The 24302-nt window shown below is 69.9% G+C and carries 22 protein-coding genes and 1 pseudogene; 14 read left to right on the forward strand and 9 right to left on the reverse strand.

Annotation, left to right across the window (positions count from 1 at the left end; genetic code table 11):
- The first annotated feature begins 16 nt into the window (after positions 1 to 16).
- Genes WMF17_RS32445 through WMF17_RS32465 form a run of 5 tightly spaced genes read left to right on the forward strand, consistent with a single transcriptional unit; the run spans position 17 to position 6131 of the window.
- Positions 17 to 1432 carry a hypothetical protein gene (locus WMF17_RS32445; protein WP_437644878.1) on the forward strand — a complete coding sequence of 472 codons (1416 nt, stop codon included), beginning with the start codon at positions 17 to 19 and terminating at the stop codon, positions 1430 to 1432.
- Positions 1429 to 3639, forward strand: a complete 2211-nt coding sequence (locus WMF17_RS32450; RefSeq protein WP_437644880.1) for a hypothetical protein — start codon at positions 1429 to 1431, stop codon at positions 3637 to 3639. Before WMF17_RS32445 ends, WMF17_RS32450 begins: the two co-directional genes overlap by 4 nt.
- Positions 3636 to 4703 (forward strand): hypothetical protein, encoded by a 1068-nt coding sequence (locus WMF17_RS32455; protein ID WP_437644882.1) that lies wholly within the window; start codon positions 3636 to 3638, stop codon positions 4701 to 4703. Before WMF17_RS32450 ends, WMF17_RS32455 begins: the two co-directional genes overlap by 4 nt.
- A 13-nt stretch (positions 4704 to 4716) precedes the next feature.
- Positions 4717 to 5778, forward strand: coding sequence for a hypothetical protein (locus WMF17_RS32460; RefSeq protein WP_437644884.1), 1062 nt, complete (start codon positions 4717 to 4719; stop codon positions 5776 to 5778).
- Between the two features lie 23 nt (positions 5779 to 5801).
- On the forward strand, positions 5802 to 6131 hold the full coding sequence (locus WMF17_RS32465; protein ID WP_437644886.1) for a hypothetical protein: 330 nt from the start codon (positions 5802 to 5804) through the stop codon (positions 6129 to 6131).
- A 139-nt stretch (positions 6132 to 6270) separates the two neighbouring features.
- Here the strand turns inward: WMF17_RS32465 and WMF17_RS32470 are convergent, their stop codons facing one another.
- Positions 6271 to 7242, reverse strand: a complete 972-nt coding sequence (locus tag WMF17_RS32470) for a hypothetical protein (RefSeq protein WP_437644888.1) — start codon at positions 7240 to 7242, stop codon at positions 6271 to 6273.
- Between the two features lie 305 nt (positions 7243 to 7547).
- Between WMF17_RS32470 and WMF17_RS32475 the strand changes: the two genes are divergently transcribed.
- Entirely contained in the window at positions 7548 to 7721 is a 174-nt protein-coding gene (locus WMF17_RS32475) for a hypothetical protein (RefSeq protein ID WP_437597093.1), read from the forward strand.
- A gap of 63 nt (positions 7722 to 7784) precedes the next feature.
- On the opposite strand, the gene WMF17_RS32480 is transcribed toward WMF17_RS32475, so the two are convergent.
- The 6 genes and pseudogenes from WMF17_RS32480 to WMF17_RS32505 form a co-directional block, all read right to left on the reverse strand.
- The gene (locus WMF17_RS32480) at positions 7785 to 8693 is read right to left on the reverse strand and encodes a hypothetical protein (protein WP_437597094.1); all 909 of its coding nucleotides are present in this window, start codon (positions 8691 to 8693) and stop codon (positions 7785 to 7787) included.
- Between the two features lie 28 nt (positions 8694 to 8721).
- Positions 8722 to 9003, reverse strand: coding sequence for a hypothetical protein (locus WMF17_RS32485; RefSeq protein WP_437597095.1), 282 nt, complete (start codon positions 9001 to 9003; stop codon positions 8722 to 8724).
- A gap of 18 nt (positions 9004 to 9021) precedes the next feature.
- Complete coding sequence (locus WMF17_RS32490; protein ID WP_437597096.1) at positions 9022 to 9633, reverse strand: hypothetical protein; 612 nt, start codon at positions 9631 to 9633, stop codon at positions 9022 to 9024.
- A 50-nt stretch (positions 9634 to 9683) separates the two neighbouring features.
- The gene (locus tag WMF17_RS32495; protein ID WP_437597097.1) at positions 9684 to 10187 is read right to left on the reverse strand and encodes a hypothetical protein; all 504 of its coding nucleotides are present in this window, start codon (positions 10185 to 10187) and stop codon (positions 9684 to 9686) included.
- A gap of 69 nt (positions 10188 to 10256) precedes the next feature.
- Positions 10257 to 10780, reverse strand: a pseudogene (locus tag WMF17_RS32500) (methyl-accepting chemotaxis protein); the annotation flags it as partial.
- 310 nt (positions 10781 to 11090) lie between these two features.
- The gene (locus WMF17_RS32505) at positions 11091 to 12779 is read right to left on the reverse strand and encodes an alpha/beta hydrolase (protein ID WP_437597098.1); all 1689 of its coding nucleotides are present in this window, start codon (positions 12777 to 12779) and stop codon (positions 11091 to 11093) included.
- A 1037-nt stretch (positions 12780 to 13816) separates the two neighbouring features.
- Here WMF17_RS32505 and WMF17_RS32510 point away from each other — a divergent pair.
- Complete coding sequence (locus WMF17_RS32510; protein ID WP_437597099.1) at positions 13817 to 15463, forward strand: mechanosensitive ion channel family protein; 1647 nt, start codon at positions 13817 to 13819, stop codon at positions 15461 to 15463.
- A gap of 33 nt (positions 15464 to 15496) precedes the next feature.
- Here the strand turns inward: WMF17_RS32510 and WMF17_RS32515 are convergent, their stop codons facing one another.
- Entirely contained in the window at positions 15497 to 15871 is a 375-nt protein-coding gene (locus tag WMF17_RS32515) for a hypothetical protein (protein WP_437597100.1), read from the reverse strand.
- A gap of 259 nt (positions 15872 to 16130) precedes the next feature.
- Here WMF17_RS32515 and WMF17_RS32520 point away from each other — a divergent pair, with 259 nt between their 5' ends.
- The gene (locus tag WMF17_RS32520; protein WP_437597102.1) at positions 16131 to 16724 is read left to right on the forward strand and encodes a transposase; all 594 of its coding nucleotides are present in this window, start codon (positions 16131 to 16133) and stop codon (positions 16722 to 16724) included.
- A 370-nt stretch (positions 16725 to 17094) separates the two neighbouring features.
- Positions 17095 to 17910 carry a hypothetical protein gene (locus WMF17_RS32525; RefSeq protein ID WP_437644890.1) on the forward strand — a complete coding sequence of 272 codons (816 nt, stop codon included), beginning with the start codon at positions 17095 to 17097 and terminating at the stop codon, positions 17908 to 17910.
- Here the strand turns inward: WMF17_RS32525 and dapB are convergent, their stop codons facing one another.
- Positions 17911 to 18282, reverse strand: a complete 372-nt coding sequence (gene dapB, locus WMF17_RS32530) for a 4-hydroxy-tetrahydrodipicolinate reductase (RefSeq protein ID WP_437597105.1) — start codon at positions 18280 to 18282, stop codon at positions 17911 to 17913.
- 546 nt (positions 18283 to 18828) lie between these two features.
- Here dapB and WMF17_RS32535 point away from each other — a divergent pair.
- The 5 genes from WMF17_RS32535 (at position 18829) to WMF17_RS32555 (ending at position 24297) form a co-directional block, all read left to right on the forward strand.
- A complete protein-coding gene (locus tag WMF17_RS32535; protein WP_437597106.1) occupies positions 18829 to 20427 on the forward strand; it encodes an SAM-dependent methyltransferase in 1599 nt (532 codons plus the stop codon).
- Positions 20428 to 20792: 365 nt separating this feature from the next.
- Entirely contained in the window at positions 20793 to 21419 is a 627-nt protein-coding gene (locus tag WMF17_RS32540) for a hypothetical protein (RefSeq protein WP_437597107.1), read from the forward strand.
- Between the two features lie 303 nt (positions 21420 to 21722).
- On the forward strand, positions 21723 to 22151 hold the full coding sequence (locus tag WMF17_RS32545; RefSeq protein ID WP_437597108.1) for a GxxExxY protein: 429 nt from the start codon (positions 21723 to 21725) through the stop codon (positions 22149 to 22151).
- 105 nt (positions 22152 to 22256) lie between these two features.
- Positions 22257 to 22628 carry a hypothetical protein gene (locus WMF17_RS32550; protein WP_437597110.1) on the forward strand — a complete coding sequence of 124 codons (372 nt, stop codon included), beginning with the start codon at positions 22257 to 22259 and terminating at the stop codon, positions 22626 to 22628.
- Positions 22629 to 22689: 61 nt separating this feature from the next.
- Positions 22690 to 24297, forward strand: coding sequence for a hypothetical protein (locus WMF17_RS32555; protein ID WP_437644891.1), 1608 nt, complete (start codon positions 22690 to 22692; stop codon positions 24295 to 24297).
- The last annotated feature ends 5 nt before the right edge of the window (positions 24298 to 24302 follow it).

Here is a 24302-nt window from a genome sequence, read left to right on the forward strand (position 1 = left end):
GAGGACGATCCTTGCGGTGGCTGTCGGCTCCCTGGCGTTCGGCGCGGTGGGGGCCGGGTGTTTGTGGGAGCGCGAGGACCGCACGTTCGGGAGCTTCTGCGCGGCCTCGGTGGGCGGCGAGGAGCATTGCGTGGGCGAGAACCTGGGCCCGGGCGCCGCGTGGAGCCAGGCCGAGAAGGATGGCGCGCTGCCCATCGAGATGTGGGCCACGTGGCCGAACAACAAGACGCTGGAGGAGATCGTCGCGAGCGGCACCTCGCTCGACGTCTGGTTCCGCCATGTGGACGAGGCGATCGACTACGTGCGGGACGACGCGAGGAACGCCGAGTCGCTGCGGGCGACGCTCTCGGGCAAGCTCGAGTCGCTGCTCGACGAGGCGACGGACCGCCAGAGAGCGCTGCTCGCGCAGGCGCCGGTCGATGCGGCCGGCAACTTCAAGGCGGCGATGATCGAGAAGGCGAGCGCCGAGACGGAGCCGCTCGCCGCCGCGCTCGCGGCCGACAAGCAAGCCATGGCGGTCGTGCAGGCGATCTTCGACCAGGCCCGGAGCGACGCGGCCCCGCTGCGATCGAAGTACGCGGGCGTCGCGGCGCGCTTCGCCGCGTACCGCGCGAGCGAGGCGGCGGAGACGGCGGCGTACGCGGCGCTCTCGGAGCAGGCGTCGCGGTCGGACATCGACGGCCTCGACGGCGTGGAGCAGGCGGTGCTCGCGGCGGCGCGCGAGGCGAGCCGCTCGCCCGGCGAGCTCGCCGCGGAGATCCTGAGGTCGTCGGCGGCGCTCCAGGTCTTCGCGGCCTCCTTCGACGAGGCGATGGTGCCGCACCGGGAGTTCCTCGCGACGCACGGCGCGGTCCTGCCGGACATGACCTCGGGGGCGCTGCGGTCGCTGAGCGCGATGCTGGGTTACGTGCAGCGGCGGGTCGGCCGGAGCGACGCGACGGCGACGGCGCTGCTCGGCGGGATCGCGCTGCGCCGGCAGGCGCTCCGCGTGTTGCGGATGGACGAGGGGGCGCGCGAGGCGATCGCAGGGGCGCGGACCCGGAGGGCGTCGGACGCCTTCAGGGAACGTGCGCGCACGCAGGTCGCGGCGCTGTCGGGGGAGCCGCCGGTGAGCGAGAAGCTCGGGCTGCCGCTGCTGGCCGAGCGGTGCGGGGAGCTGGCGGGGCTCGTGCAGATGCGGCCGCTCTGCGAGGCGGCGGGGTCGTCGTGGCGCGAGGCCGGGTGCGCGGCGCTTCGGGAGCGGTTCGACGCCGCGGAGGTCGAGCTCAGGACGGGGCTGCCGCGGAAGATCGCGGAGGGCCTCGCGGCGCTGCGGGAGAAGGGGATGGCGGCGGCGGCGCTCGACGCGGCGCAGGCGAGGCTCGACGCGGGCGACGTGAAGGGCGCCGCGATGGCGTATGACGCCGCCGTGCGCAGCGCGGAGGGGACATGAGAGGCTCGAAGGACGTTGCGCGGCGTGGCTGGGGCGCCGCGGCACTGCAGAAGCTCGTCGCGCTGGTCACCGTGGCGGCCGTGGTGGCGCCCTCGTTGGCGCGGGCCGGCACGCCGTACACCCTCGACTGGGTCTCCACCCAGTTCAACCCGGGGTGTCTCACCCCCGAGCTCCTCAACCCTGGAGCGCCGTACTTCCGCGTGAACGAGACGCCGCTTCCCACCTACGAGGTCCCGGGCGAGTTCGCGTTCCATGACGACGGCTCGGAGAGCAACCGGATGGAGGCGGCGTTCGATTCGGTGTTGCTCGGGATGGGCATGAACGACTTCCACTTCCACGTCAGCAGGGAGGGGGGCGACAACACGTGCGTCAACGCGCGCGAGGTGGTGAACCTCGTGTCGGTGCCGCTCGGGCTGAACAAGCCGCTCTTCGACGTCCGTCGCCGCGGGGTGGCGTTCTCCGGCGACACGACCCTCGACCTGAGCCTCGCGGAGATCAACCCGGCGCTCGCGCGCGACATCGAGATCCTGCTCGCCGAGATCGCCAAGGAGCGCAAGGCGCTCGTGGCGAACGCCCCGCGGGTGGCGCGCCTGGCGGAGAAGATGGACATGCTCCAGCAGCTCGACACCGAGCTGAAGGACCTGGTCAGCCGGCCGCTCGACGAGATCTCGCGGACCGATCTCGATGCGATCCTCGACCGGTACAAGGACGCGGTCGGCGCGGAGACGCGGGCGGCGATGGAGCAGCTCGTCGACGACCTGAAGAAGAGCGTCAGCGATCTCGAGGACGAGCTCGCGCGGCTGATGGACGAGTTCGGCGCGCAGGCGGACGAGGTGGCGGACCTGGCGACGCAGGACGCGCGCGCCGAAGGGTGGGACCCGGACGACGCGGGGGCGTACGCGCTCGGAGAGAGCGAGGTGCCGTGGGTCGAGGTGCCGGACGTCTCGGAAGTGGACGGTGCGTTCGACGAGGGGAGGGATCCCTACGCGGCGTACGCGGATGCGGTGATCGCGGCGCTGGAGGCCGATGTGAGCGGCCGGGTGGTGGTCCTTCGGGCGGACTTCGTGGCGAACGTGAGGGCGTGGCGGGACAACAGCGCGGCGCTGGAGATCGCGCTGCGCGACCGGATGGGCGTATCGCTGGCGGAGACGAACGCGTTCCTGAAGGCGCAGAACCGGATCACGGGGTTCGTGCGGCAGTTCATGGATGCGTCGGACTGGTTCGAGGACTCGCCGGTGCCGGCGGACCTGCGGGCGCAGGTGGACAGGGTGCTGAAGCCGAGGTTCGATGCGCTGGCGGACCAGATGAAGGACAGTCTGAACCAGTGGACGGGGGACGGGCTCGACCTGGAGCAGACGCAGCTCTACCAGACGATCAGCGCGTTCGCGGGGGCGATGTCGACGGTCGGCGAGGGGTTCGAGGCGTACGCGGGGGTGATGCAGACGCTGGTGCACGCGACGACGCGCATCGGGGTGGGGTTCGTGCCGGTGGTCGGGCCGGCGCTCGACCTGTGCGAGGCCGTGACGGGCAAGGAGTGGTGCCTGCCGGCCGGGCGAGAGTTGAGCGATGAGGAGCGGATCTTCTCGGGGCTGGGCTTCGGGCTCGGGGCGGTCGGGCACATCTGGCACGGCGTTGCTGCCGCCGGCGCGCTACCGCCGCGTGGGATCCGGATCGCCGGGGAGATCGCGGAGGTCGATAAGGTCGTTGTCGAGGGGTTCGAGGTATGGAGGCTCCGCGGGTTCAAGAACCTGAAGGGGCACGTCACGGAAGCCGCGTTCAACACCTTCGAGAAGGCGGCGATCAGCCACATGACCCGCGAAGGGCGGGCGCTCCTCGGCGTCGGCGACGAGGGCGTGCGCAGAATGCTCAAGATGCCAAAAGAGTCGCTCCCTGGCATGTCCGGCGGGAGGGCTCCTGACTTCGTGACGGTGTCCCGCGGGCAGAAGCTCATCGTGAGCGAAGTGAAAGGGGGCAACACCGTCAAAGTCGACGATGTGGTCAGGCAGCTGTCGAACGGGATGGAGGGGCTACGGAAGGAGGGGGTCGTCGGGGATGTCGAGCAGGTCGAGCTCATCATGAAGCGCGGTGCGAAATTCAAACCGGAAGATACCTATACCGTCAAGGATGGGTACCTCTTCAATGTGAAGAAGGGCAAGAGGGAGACCCTGAACGGATTCAACAGACCCATCAAGGTGACCCAGCTATGAGTGAATCAGGACCGACCTTCTTCGCCTGGTGTGACGCGGCAGAGACGCTCGAAGCGTTCCTGGCGGCGCTCTCGGCGCTCGTAGACCCACGGCTTCCTATCTGCGTGCGGAAAGACGGAACCCTCACCGACACGACCTCTATGGACGAGGCGGTCGAGATGATCCGCACCGAGTTCGCCGAAGGCCCTGCCGGTGGAGCACTCTTCGACGTAATGTTGAGCGCCTCCAAGCGCATCTTCCCGTGCAGCGGCTACTGTTACACGGAAGAGGCCGCCCGTGACATCTCGGCCGGCCCCATCGACATGTCCACGAGCGACCAGGAAGGCTTCCTCTACTCCTACCTCGAGCTCGCCTGGGGCAGTGGCCCGCGCTCGATCGAGGCCGAGGCCGCGGTCGCATGGCACCTGCTCCGGGACGACCTCGAGGACCTCCTGCTCCGCCTCTGCGCGCCCGACGCCAGCGGCCGCGTTCGGACCGGCGCATGCACGAACGCAGGAGACTGGATCGCGCCGGTGCGCATGTGCGCGACGTACAACGCGGACGCGCGGGACATCGCGCGCGATCTCGCCCTGTCGTGGCTACAACGCCACGACAAGGAGATGGTATCGCGCAACGCGGGCCTGTCCCTGGAAGCGCTCCGCGCGCGGGTGGAAACCGCGCCGGCTGGGGCGCGCGTCCCGCTGAAGGGCGGCAGCGAGCGCGCGCACGCGCTCTCCCGCGAGACCGTCCTCAAGGCGCTGGCAACGCCGCCCGCCACCCTGCTGGAGGCGCTCGAGGCCGCGGCGGCGCCCGACGACGCGTGGCGCGCCGCCGAGCCGCGCGCGAGAGAGATCCTGGCGCTGACGAGCCAGATCGCGGAGACGGGCGAAGGCCCGCCCACGTGGCCGGTGCACACGGACACGCGCGCCCACGTCCGCTTCCTCCGAAAGCACGCGCCTTTTCACGTGCGCCGCCTCGCGGGCGGCGGCGTGATCCTGGCGACCCACCCGTTCCGCTCGCTCTGGCCGCTCTGGGTCGACGCGCTCTTCTCGCTCGGCCTGATCCCTGACCCAGCAACCTCATGAGGGTGAACCAAGGATGAAACCAGGGCCGTACTTCTTCGCCTGGTGTGACGAGGCAGAGCGGATCGGCGCATTCGCGGCGGCGTTGCGGGCGCTCGTCGCGCGCGGGAGTTCTATCCGCGTGAGGATGGGCTCCGACGTGGATCGCACGGTGAATTTCGTGGACGAGGCGGTCGCGATGATGCGCGCCCGCTTCGGACGCACCGATGCCGAGACCTACTTCGACATGGAGCTCGACGACCGACGCATACTCTGTGGCCACTATCGCTGCTTCACCGGCAAGAGCGAACGTCTCAAGCCGATGGGCCCCATCCACCTGGTCTCTGCCGACATGGCGGACATTCTCCCGCTGGATTTGTACCTCGCCCTGGGCAGCGGACCGCGCTCCGTGGAGGCGGAAGCCGAGCTCACGTGGCACATCGTTCTGGACTACCTCGAGGACCTGCTGCTCCGCCTCTGCGCGCCCGACGCGAGCAGGCGCGTCTCGACCGGCGGCTGCACGAGCGCGTGGACCTGGCTCGCGCCAGTCTCGATGTGCGCGACGTACAACGCGGACGCCCGCGACATCGCGCGCGATCTGGCCCTGTCGTGGGTCAGCCTCCACGACAAAGAGAAGGTCTCGTTGATCGCGGGCATGTCGCTGGAGGCGCTGCACGCGCGTATCGACGCCGCGCCGGCCGGGGCGCGCGTGGTTCCGACGGACAAGAGCGGGCGCTCGATCCCGCTCTCCCGCGAGACCGTCCTCAAGGCGCTGGCCATGCCGGGCTCCGCCCTGATCGAGGCGCTCGTGGCCGCCGCCGATGTGCCCGACGAGGCGTGGCGCGCCGCGGAGCCACGCGCCGAGGAGATCCACAACCTGACGGTGCAGGCCAGGGCGCGCGGCGAGCAGTTCACCCGCGGCGGCGGGTCCCTCACCTGGGTGGAATTGACGGGCGAGCACGTCTACTTCCTGGTGGATCACGCCCGGTTCCACGTCCGGCGTCTCCCGAACGGTGGCATCTTGCTGGCGACCCACCCCTACCGCACGCTCTGGCCGCTCTGGTCGGATGCCCTCTTCGCGCTCGGCCTGATGCCCTAACGATCCCGCCCAGCCGCCGCGGCGTGCCCGCCTCGCTCGTGCGCATCGACCTGGTCGTCGAGATCGCCGGCCGGCGCTTCGAGGAGCGATTCGCCTGCCCCTGCGAGCCGAACAGCGAAACGACGTTCTCGTGGGACGGCAAGGACGCCTCCGGGCGCCCCCTCGAAGGCGCGCAGCCGATGAGCACCCCGATCGCCAGGACCAGGACACGCGACGACGTCACGCTGTGGAAGGTCTGGCGCGGGGCGCCCGCAAGCGGGGGAGTCTGCCTGCTCTCCGCCGGTGCGTTCGCCTGGGCAGCCGATCCTTGGGAGCGGGAAGCGCTCGCCGCGGAGGCGGGCGGCGACGTCTAGACACCGATCACGTTGATCGAGCGAGAAATGAACCGCCAAGGCGCCGAGGACGCCAAGAAGAGAACAAGATCTTGGCGTCCTCGGCGCCTTGGCGGTTCGATTCTCTGCTCTTTCGAGCGGTTTCAACCCGTTTGTCGTTCTAGCTGGTAGGCGCCGTGCCGTTCGGTGCGGCGCCGGGCACCGCGGGCGCTGCCATGCCGTTCAGCGCAGCAGGCGCCGCCGTGCCGTTCAGCGCAGCAGGCGCCGCCGTGCCGTTCGGCGCGGCGGGGGTCGCAGCGCCGGGCGCCGCCGGTTCAGCCGGCGCCTCGTCGCCCGGGGCAGCGACGGTGTCGCTGTGCGCCGTCGCGCGGCCAGTGCGGCCCTTGTAGAGAGAGGGGGCGATCGTATCGGCGTCCTCCTCGTCCCAGCGCAGGTACGCGACGGCGCGGCGGGTCTGGTCGTAGGCGTGGACGAGCAGCGAGAACGCCCGCGCCCTCCTGTCCGCCGCCTCGGTCGGCCCGGGGCCTTTGCCGTGCTCCCGCACGCCGAGGGCCGCGAGCAGCTGCGGCCCGATCTCCCCGGCGCGCCTCACCTCCTCCTCGGTCGCCGCCGTCTTGTTGGCGACCTCCGCCCAGCTCACGGTGAACAGCGCCGAGAGCGCGACAAGGTCGTTCGCCGTGTCGATGTGCCCCAGCCCCGCGCGGATCTCCGCGACCGTGTCCGCGTCGAGCAGGCCGCGCCGGGCCAGCGCCTCGGCGTCGCTCAGCAGGTCCTCGCGCAGCGGGGCCGCCTCCGCGAGCAGCGGCTTCACCGCGTTCTCGGCGCCTCCGCTCGACAGCCACGCGAGGTGCGCGTACCAGGCGGCCAGCGCGTAGGTCTCGAGCCGGTCGAGCAACGCGACATCGTGCGTCGGCACGTGCTCCGCGATGGCGGAGCGCAGCGCGAGGAGGCCGGGCAGCACGCCCAGCACCTGGGAGACGACCCGGGGAATATCGAGGTTGATGGCGATCAGCCGATCCGGGCTCAGCGCCTCGATCTCGGGCAGGATCTTGTCGAACGCCGCCGCCGCCTGGGGCGGGGCCGCGGGCTTCTTGGGAGCGGGCTTCTTCTTGAGCGGAGAAGGCTTCTTCATGAGGGGATGACCTCTCGTTGTTCGTCGTCGCGGAGCAGCGGAGAACAGGTACGTCGCGCTCCACCCCCGCGCGCTGGACGTGTTGAGAACGTCAGACGCACGCCGGACGTTCCGGGCAGGGATAATCACCCCCGCGCACCCGTCAATCGACCTGCCGGCTGATTTTCTGACGGCGCGCCGCCCCTCGTCGTGATCTTGCGTCATGGACTGGGCCCCGCGAGGCTCGCGAGAAGTCGCCTGAAGGTGTCATGTGCCCGGCGCGCGGCGGGGTGGCGTCACGCGCGCAGCGAAGGTAGATGGGAGCGATGACCGCCCCATTGCCGATGCGGCTCGTCTTCAACTGCGCTCCGTCCGAGGCGCAGGAGGGGGCCTTTCCGAGTCCCGTCGTTCAGCCGGTCGCGCCGCGGGTCTACGCGCCGGTGGCGAGCCCGGCCTTCGCGGAGCACGAGCGGCTGGGCCAGGCGCTGCTGGGGTCCTGACCGGCACGCGGGGGTGTGCTGCTCTCGTTACGGCGCCTGGTAGCTGCTGGTGTCAGCACGCAGTCAGCACGCAGTCAGCACGCACCATGCCATCCGCGTGTGGCGGTTCGCGGCCGACCGTTTCCGTTGCCGACAGGGCTGCCGGCTGCCTCCCCCAGACCGTTTCCGTTGCCAGGAGGGCTGCCGGCTGCCTCCCCCAGACCGCTTCCGTTGCCAGGAAGGCTGCCGGCTGCCTCCCCCAGACCGTTTCCGTTGCCAGGAGGGCTGCCGGCTGCCTCCCCCAGACCGTTTCCGTTGCCAGGAAGGCTGCCGGCTGCCTCCCCCAGACCGTTTCCGTTGCCAGGAGGGCTGCCGGCTGCCTCCCCCAGACCGTTTCCGTTGCCAGGAAGGCTGCCGGCTGCCTCCCCCAGACCGTTTCCGTTGCCAGGAGGGCTGCCGGCTGCCTCCCCCAGACCGTTTCCGTTGCCAGGAGGGCTGCCGGCTGCCTCCCCCAGACCGTTTCCGTTGCCAGGAGGGCTGCCGGCTGCCTCCCCCAGACCGTTTCCGTTGCGATCTGCGGCTCGTCGATGCCGCTCGACGCCCGAGCCCTTCCGGAGCACGATCGCCACGTCGTCCCGCGCGGTGCGCCCCAGGGGGCGCTCCACGCTGTTCGCGAGCAGCAGCACCGAGCTCCTGCATCAGCGGCTCGTCGATCGCGAGGCGGCCGGCGGTGTCGTAGAGGATGACGTCGCGGCCGAGCCGCTTCGCCTCGCCGCGGGCCGCGGCGCAGATGGCGACCGGCGACTCGCCCGGGAGGTTGAACACCGGGATCTTGAGCTGGTCGCCATGTGTGCCCGCGGCACGCCGATGCGCCCCTTTGCACGCCCTTTGCACGCCCTTTGCACGCTCTGCGCCACGCGGGGCCCACTCTTTCGACCCATGAACGACGCGTCGCGACGCTCGCGGTCCCGCCACTTCGATTCGCCGCGCCACACTTCTTCGCGCAGCGATCCGGCTTCCTTTACCTACGCGCCGCCGTGCGATCGGGCAACAGGTCGATGGAGACCCGCCGCTCGTGAACGACAAGGATCGTGCCGTAGGCGTGCCCGCGCCGGATCGCCCGATCGTCCACCCCCACGATGCGCCGGGGCGGGGCCGGGTCGACCTCGGCATGGTGCACGAGCCGGAGGAGCGTGTCGGCGCTGCTCTCGAAGCCGAGCGGGCCACCACAGTTGCCGCAGAGCGGCTTCGTCCAACCGCGGCTGTAGTACTGGACGGTACTGACGATTCCCCCACGAACCAAACGCTGTCGACCACGAATTCACGCAGGCGGAAGATCGATGACGACGAATATGCCGTTGAGATCCTTGCTCTCTGCAAGCAGCGGTGAGCCGGCAGGATGCGCGTTCCATGGCCGTCGGAGCGTGCCCACTTCTTTCAGACGCGACTCCTGGCAGAGTTTGTACACCAGGTCAGGCGGCTCGTGCGTCTCCGGCGTGTCCGAAGCCTTCCACTCGACGCGAGGAGGATCCTGCGGCGGCGCGCAACATATCTCGTTGATGAGCTTCCTGACATCGGAGTCGGAGTACCGCGACACGGACGGCGCGAGCCATGCAGTGTCGACCCGCGACCAATCACTGGGGTGGGACGGCAGTTTCGCTGGATTGAACAAGCCGATGCCGGTCTGCCATGGACCAAGCTCGCACCCCTCAGGAACCAACGTATTCGCCAGCCTGAAGGCACGCAGGATATCCTCGGAACGAAAAGGACCTGCAGCGATACTCTCCGCTGTCCATCCATCCTCCACGAGCCAGAATTCGCCCTCCCGACCCCTGCGAACCACGACGTAGCGAAGCTCGTCGGATGGCTTGTACAGCAACCTTCCTGCGGGCAGTACAATGTGAGACGCAGCTCGAACATCTGTCATTTTCATCTCAGGACCAGCCCTATTCTTGCTGGTTCACTCGCACGAGCGCCGTAGCATCAACGCTGGAAGCTCGTAGCGGAGTCAGCCCAGATACTGTAGATGTCCTGCCGGATCACCCCAGCCTCTTCGGATGTCAAACCTCTTCCCAATTCATTCTCCGCCTCCGAGATCACAGCCGCCGATCTATCTTGGATTTTGCTGAAGTTCGGTCCCAGCCCGACAGGGATCGACTCGAGAAGCCCAAATGGGCCAGCCCATTCCAGAGCCGTCTCGAACCAAGATTTCTCATCTTCTGCACTCTTGTATCTGGTCGCGGTATCAAGGTCTGCCGCCTGGGCCTCGTTCTCATAGAGCGTGGCCAGCAAAGCGGCCGCGGCGATCTGCGCCGACACTTGAATACCTCTGATCGCGACACGCTTGAGGAGATTATCAACCGGGAACGCCGTCACGACCCTTCCTTCCTTGTCCACGACGACCCGGAGTATGCGTTGGCCCTTTTCTCCGATCTTCTCCTTGAACTCTTTCTCGAACACCCAGGCGAGCTTGCCATTCTCGGACATCTCGCTCAGGACGGGCTTGCCTCCAGTTCTTACGGTATCCTTGATGAGGCCGAGCAGCTCCGGCTTCTTTTACCTACGCGCCGAGATCTGCTCGATCGCGCTCGTGATCTGGCGCCCGCCGCGCGCCTGCTCCGCCGTGGCGGCGGCGATCTGCTGCACCGTCTCGGCGATGCGGCCGATCGCGCCCGTGACCTGTGCTTCGACCCCTTGGCCTGCTCGACCGTGGCGCGGGCGATGGCGCGCACCATGTTGGTCGACTTCTGCGAGCTCTCGAGGATCTTCTTCAGGGCCCGCTCGGCCTCGTTCGACACCTCGACGCCGCGGTCGACGTTGTGCGCGCCGCGCTCGACGGCGGCGATCGCGTTCTTCGACTCGGACTGGATCGTCTTGATGAGCTCCGCGATCTCCTTCCTGCTGCCGCCGGCGCGCTCGGCGAGGTCCTTGATCTCGTCGGCGACGACGGCGAAGCCCTTGCCGTGCTCGCCGGCCTGGGCGGCGATGATCGCGGCGTTCAGCGCGAGCAGGTTCGTCTGCTCGGCGACGTCGTCGATGACGGCCAGGATCTGCCCGATCGCCTCGATGCGGAGGCCGAGTCGTGTCCCGGGTCGCGCCGGACGCGGCGCGCTCGGCGCGGTACCGGGAGATCCACGCGGTGTACCGGGGGCTCTACAACGACCTGCGCGGGCAGTTCCGGGAGCTCGGCAGGCTGGCGTGATGGGGTGACAGGATCCAGGCGGCTACGGTGACGCGGTCGTTGTCCCGGTGGGCGTGAGGTCTTGCCGGGTCGCCCGGCGCCCAGAGAGGGGGTTCTCCGCGCGGGGCCCCACCCCGCGCGGAGAACCCCCTCTCTGGGCGCCTGCCGCTCGCACTTGCGCGACCGGGACGCGCCTGGCAGGTCGCGGACTACCGGGGCCTCGGGCCCGTGCCGAGGATGTAGCGAATCCAGATCGGGAGCGCGGTGTCAAAGTCCGGCGAGAAGGAGTGCTGTTGCTGCTCGGCGTAGGGCTTGTGGAAGACCTCGGCGCCGAGCGCGCGCAGCCGCGTGGCGTCGCGCTCGGCGAGCCAGACGTTGCCCGGCGACTCGCCGGCGCCGACCACCACGACACAGCGGCGCTGGGCGAGCTCGGGCGAGCGCGGCACGCCGTCGAGCGAGAGCTCGGTGGCGGACCCGGGAGACATGACGACGGCACCGGCGTAGTGGCGCGGATCCCGGGCCGCGATCTCGGCGGCCATCTGGCCGCCCTGCGAGAAGCCGATCAGGATCACCTGGCCGGGGGCAACGGTCACCCGGTCGCGCACCTCGGCGAGCGCCTCGTCCAGCCGCGCGCGGTCGCGCGCGGGCGACTCGGACCATACGAACTTGCGTGGTCCGCGCGGCAGGGTGCCGCTCACCGAGACGAAAGCGACCGAGAGCGCGTCGGCAGCGCGCTGGACGCTCTCGTCCGTGAAATCCTCCGGCTGCGACCCCAGGCCGTGCATGCCCATCACGACCGGGATCGGCTTGCCGGTGCGATAGCCCTTCGGGAGCACCAGGAGCGTCTTCTTGATCCCGGACTGCTCCCAGTAGCGCCCGGCCCGCGCCAGGTAGGGATAGACCGTCGCCCATCGCGCATCGCTGCGCAACGCCTCCAGGTCGGAGTCCCGGGCTGCCCAGTCCGGGTCGACGCCCTCCTCGACCGCAGCGCGCTCCAGCCAGTGGAAGGAGGCGTCGAGCTGCCCGGTGCGGGCGTAATAGCACGCCAGGTTGTATTTCCCGTCCACCCCGCCCGCCACGGCCCAGTGCTGGATCTGCGCCGCGGCCTGGTAATCGCCGTGCGCGGCGGCCCTCCGCGCTTCCATGAAGAGCCGCACGGGCTCGATCTTGCGGAGATCGTGGCCATCGCGCTGCGCGGGCGGCTCGGGCGGAGCCGGGAGCGCGAGGGGGCGCTCGGGGAGCACGCGCTGGGGAGGCTCGGGCGGCGGCGGCTCGAAGGAGCGAAGCATGGCCTCGATGTCCGGGCGCACCTTGGCCATCGCCTCCGCAGGGACGATGCCGACCAGGTGATAGCCGATCTGGTCCTGGACGAAGACGCCCGTCATCAGCTCGACGCGGTGCGCGTCCTTCTGAGCGCGCGCGTGGACGACCACCCCGCCCGCGGCGCGGCCAGGGAACGGCTCGCGGCGGGTCTCGTCCAGACCCGACATCCCATCCCGCATCCTCTGCACGAAGGTGTTCGCGACGTCATCCGCGGTGAGCGCCTCGTTGGCGACGGGAAGCACCTTCACCGAGAGCGAGGCGGAGGTAGGCTCGTGAAGGAACGCGAGATCCACGCTCCCGTCCTGCGCGGACGGCCCCCGCTCGCGGTGAATCCTCTTCCACGCAGGGCTCGCCGGCGTGATGCGGTAGCGCGCGGCGATGCCTTCGACGGCCACGCCCGGGCGCGCTCCGGGTTCGACGGCGCCGCTGTGCGCGGTCGGGCTGGGCGGCGAGCCCTCGGGGCCGCCCGCAGGCCGCGCGGTCCACCAGGACGTCAGGCCGACTGCTCCCGCGACGACGAGGGCGATCAGCGCGATCCTGGCATTCGCTGGGCGCGGCAGCGCTACGGGCGGCACGCCAGAGCGTTCACGGGACGAGCTCTTCATGTGAGGCGGGGCCAATGTGACCCCATGCTACCGCCCACCGCGGCGCGCAGTGCACGAGATTCCAGCGCGCGGCGCGCCGAGCGGCGTGGCCGCCGCGTTGTCTAGCTCTACTGCGGGAAGTCGGCCGGGGAAGCGAACCGCCAAGCCGCCAAGGGCGCCAAGAAACACGGGGAATAGGGGGCAATGCCGCGGACGGTTCCCTTCCCCCTCTCCCCTTGGCGTCCTTGGCGGCTTGGCGGTTTTTCTGCTGATCCGGGGCAACTTCCCCACGGAGAGGGGATGATCGACCCTGGATGGCTGGATGGTCAATCCACGGAGAGTGGATGGTCGACCCTGCATAGGGGGATGGTCGACCCTGGATGGGCGGATGGTCGACCCTGGATGGGCGGATGGTCGACCCTGGATGGGCGGATGGTCGACCCCCGGCCGGTGGTGATCCCGCCCGTCCGCGCATCTTTGCGCAATCACGCAGCGGCTTGCGGCGATGCATTGCGCAGCCACCGCTCCTCGCGCGTCGCCGGACCGCGTGTGTCCGGGCGTTCGGCCGCGGGCACCGTCGTTGATTGCGCCCTGCGCAGACCTGCGCGCCGCGCCGACCGGGACGACCGCCGTGGCGCGCGCCCTCCAAGAGGAGCCCATATGCCGTCGCGAAAGGCGCGCTGTTCGAGACGCGGGCGGCGTCCATCGTCGAGGGGCGAGCCCGGGCCGCGAGGGGCGCGGCCGCCGTCGCGCGCCCTGGGGCCGCACAGCCCCAGGGCGCGCAGCCCCAGGGCGCGCAGCCGCCGGGCGCACAGCCGCCGGCCGCGCCGTCGCCGGGCGTACAGCCGCTCCAGGCACCTCCGCAGACGACGTGAGCCGCCGTCCCGCCGGACCGGCGCCGGCGCGCGCCGCGCTCGAGTTTGTTTGACTTCAAAGTAATATGCGCGAAGCATCCCGGCCGGTTCGGCCCGGGACGAGCACGTGTCCCGCCGCCGTGTGCTCGGTACCAGATCCCGGAGATCGACGAAGTGAAGCGAACCCGATCGGGGATCGCGGCGGCGGCGCTGCTCGCGCTGCTGACCGCGATGCTCATGTTCTCGACGCGCGCGGTCGCGGGGCCGCAGGACGGCCTGCCGCCGGCCCCCGCGGACGCGGACCGCTCGACGCCCCGGCGCGCCCTGCGGCTGCTCATCGACGCCTCGCGCGAGGGGCGCCACGACGTCGCGGCGTACGCGCTCGACCTGTCCGCCGTCCCGCGCGCCGCGCAGGCGGAGCGCGGGCCCGAGCTCGCCGCGCAGCTCACGTTCGTGCTCGAACAGCGGCTCTGGAACGCGTGGGAGGAGCTCTCGGACGAGCCCGAGGGCGACCCGGCCGACGGGCCCGGCCGCGACGAGGTCGGGCGCATCCCGCTCGGGGACACCGGGATCCCGATCGTCCTGAGCCGCGCGGCCGGCCCGGGCGGCGCGCCGCTCTGGCTCGTCTCGCGGTCGACGATCGCGGCCGTGCCCGAGCTGCACGAGGCGTTCGGTCCGGGGCCGATCGCCGAGCGGCTGCCGGCGGTGCTCTCCCGGGTGCGCTTCCTGGGGCTCGCCGCCTGGCAGTGGCTCGGCCTCGTGGCGGCGCTCGCCGCGTCGTCGCTCGGCGGCCTGCTGCTCGGCCGCCTCGTCTCCGTCGCCGTCGGCAGGCTCGTGCGGCAGACGGAGGTGCCATGGGACGACCAGCTCTTCGACGGGGTCCGGACGCCGCTGCGCGCGCTCTTGACGCTGGCGCTCGCGAGCGGCCTCGTCAGGCCGCTGCGCCTGGCCGCCCCCGCGCAGGAGGTCGTCGACACGCTCCTCCAGACCCTCCTCATCGCCGCCGCGGCGTGGCTCACGACGCGCCTCGTGCGCTTCGCCAGCGACACGGTGACCGAGCGCGTGACCACGAGCGTCACGGACATGGCGCTCGCGCGGGGCAGCAAGACCCGCGTCGCCATGCTGCGGCGCATCGCCAACGCCCTCGTGGGCGTGGTGGCCGTCGCGCTCGTGCTCCTCCAGTTCGACGTGGTCCGGAAGGTCGGGGTCTCTCTGCTCGCCTCCGCCGGCATCGCCGGCGTGGTCGTCGGCTTCGCGGCGCAGAAGTCGATCGCCACGCTGCTCGCCGGCCTGCAGCTCTCCTTCTCGCAGCCGATCCGCATCGGCGACACCGTGATCGTCGAGGGGGAGTGGGGCTGGATCGAGGAGATCACGCTGACGTTCGTGGTCGTGAAGGTCTGGGATCTGCGCCGGCTCGTCGTGCCGATCACCTACTTCCTCGAGAAACCGTTCCAGAACTGGACGAAGGAATCGCCGGATCTGCTCGGCACGGTCTTTATCCACGCCGACTACACGGTCCCGATCGACGAGATGCGCGCGGAGGTCGCGCGGCTGTGCGCGGCCAACGCGAACTGGGACGGGAAGGTCGCGGGCCTCGTCGTGGTCGAGGCGACGGCGCAGACCCTAGCGCTCCGGGCGCTGGTCTCGGCCGCCGAGTCGGGCAAGCTCTGGGACCTGCGCTGCGCGGTGCGCGAGGGGCTCATCAAGCGGCTGACGTCGCTGGAGGGCGGGCGGTACCTGCCGCGGGCGCGCGTGGCGATCGAGGGAGAGGGCGAGCCGCGGGGCGCCTCGGGCCCGACGGGGGGGATCGCGTCGGCGTGAGCCGGCGGCGCCCCGTCGGCGCCCTGCGCGGGCCTACGTCTCCACCGGCTGCGGCTCCTCGTGGAACATCCCTGCGAGGATCCGCTCCGCCGCGTCGGCCAGGATGTCGCGCGAGAGCCGGGTCTCCTCGTCGAAGAACCGCGTGGCCACCCCGGCGTCGAGCGCGTGCGTCGCGAGCAGCGCGAACGCCTCCGCCTCGTCGAACGTCGCCTCGGCGGTGAGCACGCGCTTTCCGGGCCTCAGGTCCTCCTGATCGAAGCGGCCCTGCCACGTCTCGCCGAGGATCACCGAGAAGTACTGCGCAGCCACGTTCCCCGGGCGGGCCGTGTGCGAGACAGCGACCACCGCCCGCAGCCGGTCGCGCTCCTCGATGAAGCTCGCCGCCATGATCGCCGAGCCGAGCAACATCGCCCGCTTCCTCACCGCGCTCGGTGAGCCGACCGACGTTCCAGGCCGCTCACCCAGCGCCGACGCGGCGGCCGCACTGCTGGGGGTTCGGGGCGCAGGGCGCCGCAGGCGACCCGGAGCCCCGAGCGTTGAAGAGCACCGTCCTGCGCCGCAAGGCGCTCGGACACGCCGCGTCGCCGCAAGAACATCCCGGGCCAGACCAACGCCCGGAGGGCGATGTAAGGGACACGGTCTCTGCCCGAGCTGCGGAGCACGGCGCATGTGCAACACGGCGGCGCACGTGGTGGAGGCGACGGGGAAGGCGTGTAAGGGCGAGCAGCGCGCCGGAGCTGATAGCGCGGGCAGCGATGACAAGAAGACGACGATCACGCCCATGCCGACGAGGCAGGCGCCGAAGGGGCGGGCAAGAGGCATGGCGAAGCCGTCGCGCAGAGGAGGCGAGCGAAGGGAGGCGGCGCCGTCGGCAGTGTCGGAGCGAGGCGCTCGGGACGTGGCGGTTGGGGCGCTGCTGACGATGGTGCATGGCGAGGTCGAGCGCGAGCGGGTGTCGACTGCGCTGGGCGCTGTGCTGCCGTGGGCTGATGTTGGATTCGTGTCGGAGGGAATCTCGGTCCGGCACCTTGATCGGCTGCTGGATGGGCTCCTTCTGGCGACGTCGCCTCGCGTCGAATGGGCGAAGCTTTTGCGGCGGACTTACGCCGTAGATGTTCTCGCGTGCCCGCGATGCAGCGGACGGATGCGACTCATGGCCGCGATCACGGATAAGGCGACGGCGAGGAAGATCTTGAGCCACCTCGGTCTGTTCGCCGAGCCGCTGGAGTGCCGCGCGCGGTACCCGGCGGACCCCGCGTGACGAAACTGACAGAGAGGGACGCTGCTCGACGACGTGGCCGGGGGGAAGTCTGCCCTGAGGTGCGTGCGCCGGCCATCACGACGCGCCGCGAACCGCGACGGCGGCCGTTTGGACGAGCTCAGTAGGGTACAGCTATACGGTAGGATGCCTTCCGCTTGGTGCTACGTCGCGGTAATCCCAGGCGTTTCAGGCGTGGAAGACCTGCCTGATCGCATAAGGCCCGTTCTGCCAATGAGCTCGTACGGTCGGACTGCACGAGTCAGGAACGGCTCCGATAATCTTGACTTTGCGGAACGCGTTTGCTTGTCCTATCCGCGAACCTCGTCGCCTCGAACCGCCCATGCGTGTACGCCTCTTCGCACTCCTCGCCTTGCTGATCACGGCCTGCCACACGCCCGCGGTCCCCGTTCCTCCCCCTCCCAGGCCGGAGCCTCCGGCTCCTCCCCTCGCGTGCCCATCGCTCCCCGAAAACCCCGAACGAATCGCCGTCCCCGACCCCATTCCCGGCGAGCTGCACGAGGTCTTCGATCTCCCGGACGAGCCCGCCCTCTGGGCCCCCGCGCCGCCGGATCCGGAGCGGGATCGTTATCGCGCGGGCCTCCTCGCCAAGGTCGGCAGCGACGAGGGGCTCTCCCAGCGCGCCTTGCTCGAGCGCGCGCGCAAGGTGATGACCGGGCCCCCCGGATACCGCGAAATCGAGAACGTCAACGTCATCCTCGACGGGAAAGCGGGCGCCGTGCAGCCCATCTCGTGCCTCGAATGGCGCCTCTTCCAGCGCCAGGCGCGGAGGTATCCGATGATCGAGCACCCGACCGAGTTCGGCGCGTACATCCTGCGCGGAGAGGCCCGCGTAAGGGTCTACTATTCAGGGGCAGATCGCGTGGGCGGGAAACTACGCGGCGAGGTGAAGGAGCGCGTGGTCGCCGATCTCGGGCGCGGGTTCGTTCCGTTCGCGCACCTGCATAACCATCCGTTCCTGTTCGACCGCGTCCCCGGCGATCGCATGTGGACCACCGAGGAGACGAAAAACAACTACGAGGGCGGCGTCGCCCCGAGCCTCACCGACGTGCACGCTTATCGAGGGATGCGGGACGATTTCGGGCTGCGAGGCGCCTGGGTCACGAATGGGCTCGACACGGCCCATTTCGAGGCGGCCGATTTCGACGTGCTCTCGGCGAGGGATTGATCAGCCGAGCACGTCCGCCATCGAATACCGCCCCGCGGGCTTGCCGAACAGATACCTCGCCGCCCGCAGCGCTCCCCGGGCGAACAGGTCCCGGTTCGTCGCCCGGTGCGTCAATTCGAGCCGCTCGCCCGGGCCGAGCAGATGCACCGTGTGATCGCCGATCACGTCGCCCCCGCGCACCGCGAAGATGCCGATCTCGCTCTCCGCCCGCGGCCCCACGTTGCCCTCGCGCCCCGTCACCGTCCGCAATCCTTTGCGCGCGTCCCGCACGGCGTCCGCGAGCCGCGTCGCCGTCCCGCTCGGCGAGTCCACCTTCGCCTTGTGGTGTGTCTCGACGATCTCCACGTCGAACCCGGGGCCGAGCCTGCGCACCGCCTCCGCACGATCTCGGCGAGCACCTGCACGCTCAGTAGGGTACCGCTATACGGTAGGATGCCTTCTGCTTGGTGCTACGTCGCGGTAATCCCAGGCGTTTCAGGCGTGGAAGACCTGCCTGATCGCATAAGGCCCGTTCTGTCAATGAGCTCGTACCGTCGGACTGCACGAGTCGGGAACGGCTCCGAGAATCTTGACTTTGCGGAACGCGTTTGCTTGTCCTATCCGCCCAAGCGCTCTCGACCGGTGGCCTGGCGCCGTGCGTGGCGCGCGGCTGGCATGATTTACGGATTCTTGGCCCATTCCTCCGCCCCGTGACATTGCGGCTGACGTGGAGGAGTACTGCGCATGAACGGCTCCCTGCTCTCGTCGCTAGCGCCTGTCCTGGTGGAGCGGCCACCGCTGGCCTCCAACCACGAGGCCTCTTGCGAGCCATGCGAGCCATGCGAGACATCAAAGGACGCCTCGTGCCCGGACGCCGGGCCCTGCGAGACCTCTCTGCTCGCCGATTCCTCCGAGCCCAGCGCCCCTTCCGAGCCCGCCGTGCTCGAGCGCGCCGAGCGCCTGTCGCGCTCGCTCTTGTGGAAGCTCCAGCGAGCGTACTTCGAGCGGACCGGCATCGATGCCTGGCGCAAGGGCCAAGTCCCCCACTACATCACCTCCAACCCGTTCGTCGCCGCCTCCTACGCGCGCGTGGTCACCGGCTTCCTGCGCGACGTCTCGGCCGCCAGGACGCTCGCGCCGGGCGAGCCGCTCACCATCGTCGAGCTCGGCGCGGGCTCTGGCCGCTTCGCCTACCACTTCCTCCAAAAGCTCCTCGCCGAGCCGCGCGTCCCTCTGCTCGATGGCGCCCCGATCCGCTACGTCATGACCGACGTATCGCCCAACAATCTCGCCTTCTGGCGGGCCCACCCGCAGCTCCGCCCCTTCTTCGACGCCGGCGTGCTCGACGTGGCCCTCTTCGACGCCGAGCGCGATGAGGCCATCCACCTCGAGATCGCCGGGACCGAGCTCGCGCCGGGCTCACACGCGCGGCCGCTCGTCGCGATCGCCAATTATGTGTTCGATGGCCTCCCGCAGGACGCCTATCGCCTGAAGGACGGCGCCCTGTTCGAGGCCCGCGTCACCCTCAGCGCATCCGGCCCGCTCGGCGACCTGTCAGAGCCGCCGCCGCTCGATCAGATCCACGCGGCGTACGAGCACGTCCCCGTGACGGGCGAGCCCGACCTCGACCCCGACTTCCGCTTCCTCGTGGAGCACTACCGCGACGTGTTCGGCGAAGGCGCGTTCCAGATCCCGACCGCCTCGCTCGCGTGCGTCCGTACGCTCGCGCGGCTCGCGGGCGGCGGCCTGCTGCTCCTGTCCGCCGACAAGGGGTATTGCCACGAAGAAGAGCTGCTCGACCGCTCCGAGCCCGAGATCGCGCGCCACGGCAGCGTCTCGCTGTTGGTCGATTACCACGCCATCCGCCGGTACATCGAACGCGCCGGCGGGCGCGCGCTCTTCCCGCCCCAGCCGTCGCAGAGCCTGTGCGTCGGCGCCTTCCTGATCGGCGCGCCCGCGGGCGGCGCGGAGACGATCGCGGCGTTCTCCGACGCGGTCTCCGGCTTCGGGCCCGACGGCTGGTTCTCGATGAAGAAGAGCGTCGAGGCGGCGCGCGAGGCGATGAACCTCCGGCACCTCCTGGCCGCGCTGGCGCTCGGCGAGGCGGACGGGAAGCTGTTCTTGGATGTCTTCGACCGGCTGATCGAGCTCTCGTCCTCGACGTCCGGCATCTCTGGCGAAGAGCGGCGGGTGTGCTTCCGCCTGGCGCGGCGGATATCGGAGCTCCACTACGAGCTCGGCGAAGGGCGGGATCTCGCGTTCCACCTCGGAGTGTGGATGCGCGAGCTCGGATACCTCGGAGAGGCGATCCGCTATTTCGAGCAGTCGAAGGCGCTCTACGGGCCATCGCCCGAGACCGCCTACAACCTGGCGTACTGCCCCTTCGGGCAGCAGCGTTGCGAGGAGGCGCTCCGGTGGATCGACGCGGCGCTGGCCGAAGCGCCGGATCTGCCCGGAGGACGGGCGCTGCGCGTACAGATCCGCGCGGTGGCGCGGGACGAGGAACGGCCGCGCGGGGCAGCGCGCGCGGCGTCGTGAGGGAGCGGGAGGCGGAGGCACGGATGGGCGCTGGAAACCGGAGGGATCCGCGGTTGCCGCCGCACCCGGCGACCCTGCAGCCGCGCGAGCAAACAGGGGCGCTGCCGCCGCATCCGGCGACGACCGCGGCGCCGCGCGCCCCGCACCCGGCGGCGCTGCAGAGACGCGAGGTGCCGCTCGGGCCGTCGAAGACTCCGCCGCATTCCGCCACGTTGCCGGGGAACGATCCCCCGCAGTCGAAGACGGCGCCTGGGAGACCGCGCCATCCGGCGACGATGCAGCCGCGGCCTTTGCCGTTTGGAATTCCGGGGACCCGGCCGCCGCACCCAGCCACGCTCCTCGGCGTGGCGCAGCGGCCCCTCGCCGTGCAGAGGGCCGAAACTGCCCCGTCCAGCGACACGAAGGATGTCAAGCAAGACAGGAAGCCGGACCCCGGCGCCATCAAATCCGATGGCAAGTCCAGCGGCCACCAGTTCTTGAAGAAGCTGTTCACCCATAGCAGAGACACGAAGACGGAGACCGTCTATGGGCGAAACAGCGAATTCACGAAGAAGAGTGACTACGGGACATACCTTTATCGTGCCTTCTCGGAGACGCAGTTCGCTGCATTCCTGGAGAACGGGGGCAAATTCCCCGAGACCAGATCCTTCGGAGGACTCACCGGGAATCCTCGCTATTCGTCCGGTCTCATCGGCAACAAGGTGAAGGACCAGAATGAATTGTACAGGTATCTGGTGGAGTTCTACATCGAGGACGACGCCGTCGTGAAAGAGATACGGGACGAGCTGAGCAAGGGGAAGCCCGAGGGCTACCACGGAGAGAAAAAGGGGCTCGAGAAGTGGGAGAAGGCACTCTACCCCAAATCCCTCTCCAACATGTCGATCGGGCTGGGTGCGACCGGCGCGGGCGGCATCGACGTGAAGACCTTCAACGGCTGGATCGAGGAAGGCCAGGTCTGGTGGATGGTGATCAAGATGCAGCTGCCGAGGTGACCCGCGCTGCCGCCGGGCATCCAGGCGAGACGCCTGCTCTACGGTCCGAGATCATGGCCGCGCAACCCGGCGGGCTCCGTGCCAACATGCAGGAGCCCCTTCGCCGCTCCCTTTCTCGCCGCTCCCTGTGGCGTCCGCAGTTCCGCCACGGCGTCACCAGGGCGTCCGCGGAAGCGGGGGAGGACCACTCCCTCGATGCCCTCTGTGTCACCGTCGAGGGATCCCACACTCTCCAAAGGGTCGACTGCATTCTTTTGCGGCGGAGTGCACAACTGAAGGTGGGGTTGTGTCGATAGACACGAGATGAACCGCCAAGACACCAAGGACGCCAAGGAAGAAGTGAGGAGCGAGCCCGACGCGGAGTTGGATCGCCTCGCCCACTGCGTGATCGGCGCCGCGCTCGAAGTGCGCCGAACTCTCGGCCCTGGCTTCCTCGAAGCGATCTACGAGGAAGCGCTCTGCGTCGAGCTTTCCTTGCGCCGCATTCCGTTCGCCCGGCAAGTGCCCATCGGCGTGGACTACAAGGGGAATCTGGTGGGCCAGGCTCGTTTGGATCTCGTGGTGGATGGTCAGCTCGTCGTCGAGCTCAAGGCCACCGAGGGCATTGCCCCGATCCACGTTGCGCAGCTCCTGTCGTATCTCAAGGCGGCAAGACTACGGCTTGGCCTCTTGATCACCTTCAAAATGGCCTTCCTCCGTACCGGTGTCAGGCGCGTGGTTCATTCCCCGTAAATTTGGCGTTCTTGGCGTTCTTGGCGTTCTTGGCGTTCTTGGCGGTTCCTCTCTTTCCGCGACGAACCTCCCGCAGTAGTGCTAGCCAAGGTTGCATCCCCCGTCGTGGTCGACGATGACGATCTCCTCCTGGGGCCATCAAGAATCGATCCGAAACGTCATCGTGCTGCGCGCGTTGGATACTGGGGTGGAGAACCGTCCACCGATCTCAATGAAGAGCTTGCGCGTTCTGATGGGCCGCCGGTCTGCGTGGCGCTTCCACCGACACCAGGCGGCCTGATGAGCCTCTGTCGGATCTGCGCTTCCGTAGTCGAGCGAGGGCGCGCGCTGTTCGTCGTTGATCTCAGCCCAGACGCCGCCGGAGCATTCAAGCGCAGGGGAGCAGACCGGTTCTGTCGTGAGAAGCGGCTTGATGCGTCGACGTGCGCGCGTGTGATCCACGCCGAGATCTTGGCGCTCGATCCGGCGCCCTGGTAGGACGATGCGGCCGCGGGCTCGCGCATGTCGCGCGGGGCGCGCGCGAGCGAAAAGGCGATCCATGATGGCGTCGGAGCGCACGGCGGCGGCGTCGCAGGAGGACGAGGCGCCGGAGAGCGGCAAGGCGTTCGTCCTCGAGCGGGCGCGGCCGCTTTCGCAGTCGGCGCTGTGGGGCTTGCAGCGGCGCTATTTCCACGACCGGGGCGTCGAGGCGTGGAGCTCGTCGAGCGTCCCCTGCTACGTCACCACGAACCCGGCGCTCGCGCACGCCTACGCCGAGGTGCTCTTCGGCTTCCTGCGCGATTGCGTGGCCTCGCGACCGGCGCCGGGCGAGCCGTTGACCATCGTCGAGCTGGGCGCCGGGAGCGGGCGCTTCGCGTACCTGCTCGTGCGCGCGCTCCGCGAGATCGTGGAGCAGTCGCCGCTCCGCGGGCTGCGGTTCCGGTACGTGCTCACCGATTTCACCGAGACCAACGTCGCCTTCTACCGGGCGCACGAGGCGCTCCGCCCCCTCGTGGCGCAAGGGCTCGTCGATTTCGCGATCTTCGACGCGGAGCGCGACCGGGAGATCCGGCTGCTCGAGGCGGGCGAGACGCTCGGGCCGGGCGGGCTCGCGGATCCCCTCGCGGTGGTGGCGAACTACGTGTTCGACGGGATCCCGCAGGACGGGTTCTCGTTCAAGGGCGGTCGGCTGGAGGAGGTGTGCGTCGCGCTGTCGTTGCCCGAGCGCGCGCCGGATCCGGCCGATCCGGCGCTGATCGAGCGCCTCACCGTCGGCTACGAGCTCCGGCCGGCGCCGCTCGCGTACTACGGAGATCCGGATCTCGACGCGATCCTGGCCGACTACGCGGGCAGCGTGGAGGGGGCGGTGCTCTTCCCCTCGGCCGCGATCGGGTGTCTCCGCCGCCTCGCCGAGCTGTCGCGCGGGCGGGTGCTGCTGCTTTCGGGGGATCGAGGCGGCGTGGGCCTCACGCCCTCGGCGCAGCTCGACGCGCTCGGGATGGCGACGCACGGGAGCTTCTCGTTCCCCGTCAACTACCACGCCGTCGGCGCGTACACGCGGCGCGCGGGCGGGCGCGTGCTCGCGGCGTCCCACGCGCAGCCGCACCTCGCGGTGGCCGTGTTCCTGCTGGGCGAGCACCCGACGGCGTACGCCGAGACGGCGCTCGCGTATGCGCGGGCGTTCGAGCAGGGCGGGGCGAGCGATTTCTTCGCGTTGCGCCGGGGCATTGAGGACCATTACGGGGAGCTCGATCTCGATCAGCTGACGTCGCTCCTGCGGCTCAGCCGGTGGGACCCGCGGATCCTGCGCGACTGCCTCGCCGCGCTGTGGGGCCGGATCGAGGGGGCCTCGGAGGAGGCGCGGCGCGAGGTGACGCGGGCGATCCACGCGGTGTGGGACAATTACTATTTCATCGGGGAGGAGCAGGATCTGGCGTTCGAGCTCGGCCTCCTGCTCCACGCGCTCGAGGAGCACGGGGCGGCGATCCGGATGTTCGAGGCGTCGGAGCGGCTCTGGGGCGGCGATCCGCGGGCGCGCTGGAACATCGGGCTCTGCCATTTCGCGACAGGGCAGATCGAGGAGGCCCTCGGGTGCTTCCGGGCGGCGGGGGAGTGGCCTGGGTTCCGGCCTGCCGGTGGCGTGCAGGTGAAGCGCGCGCTTCCATGACGGCT

Origin of the sequence: Sorangium sp. So ce362, assembly GCF_051519845.1 — a bacterium.
Lineage (GTDB): Bacteria > Myxococcota_A > Polyangia > Polyangiales > Polyangiaceae > Sorangium.

Coding starts and splice junctions, on each gene's coding strand:
- WMF17_RS32450 (WP_437644880.1), top strand. CDS start 1,429: ATGAGAGGCTCGAAGGACGTTGCGCGGCGTGGCTGGGGCGCCGCGGCA.
- WMF17_RS32455 (WP_437644882.1), top strand. CDS start 3,636: ATGAGTGAATCAGGACCGACCTTCTTCGCCTGGTGTGACGCGGCAGAG.
- WMF17_RS32460 (WP_437644884.1), top strand. CDS start 4,717: ATGAAACCAGGGCCGTACTTCTTCGCCTGGTGTGACGAGGCAGAGCGG.
- WMF17_RS32470 (WP_437644888.1), bottom strand. CDS start 7,242: ATGAAGAAGCCTTCTCCGCTCAAGAAGAAGCCCGCTCCCAAGAAGCCC.
- WMF17_RS32475 (WP_437597093.1), top strand. CDS start 7,548: ATGACCGCCCCATTGCCGATGCGGCTCGTCTTCAACTGCGCTCCGTCC.
- WMF17_RS32490 (WP_437597096.1), bottom strand. CDS start 9,633: ATGAAAATGACAGATGTTCGAGCTGCGTCTCACATTGTACTGCCCGCA.
- WMF17_RS32495 (WP_437597097.1), bottom strand. CDS start 10,187: ATGTCCGAGAATGGCAAGCTCGCCTGGGTGTTCGAGAAAGAGTTCAAG.
- WMF17_RS32515 (WP_437597100.1), bottom strand. CDS start 15,871: ATGTTGCTCGGCTCGGCGATCATGGCGGCGAGCTTCATCGAGGAGCGC.
- WMF17_RS32520 (WP_437597102.1), top strand. CDS start 16,131: ATGTGCAACACGGCGGCGCACGTGGTGGAGGCGACGGGGAAGGCGTGT.
- WMF17_RS32545 (WP_437597108.1), top strand. CDS start 21,723: ATGAACCGCCAAGACACCAAGGACGCCAAGGAAGAAGTGAGGAGCGAG.
- WMF17_RS32555 (WP_437644891.1), top strand. CDS start 22,690: ATGATGGCGTCGGAGCGCACGGCGGCGGCGTCGCAGGAGGACGAGGCG.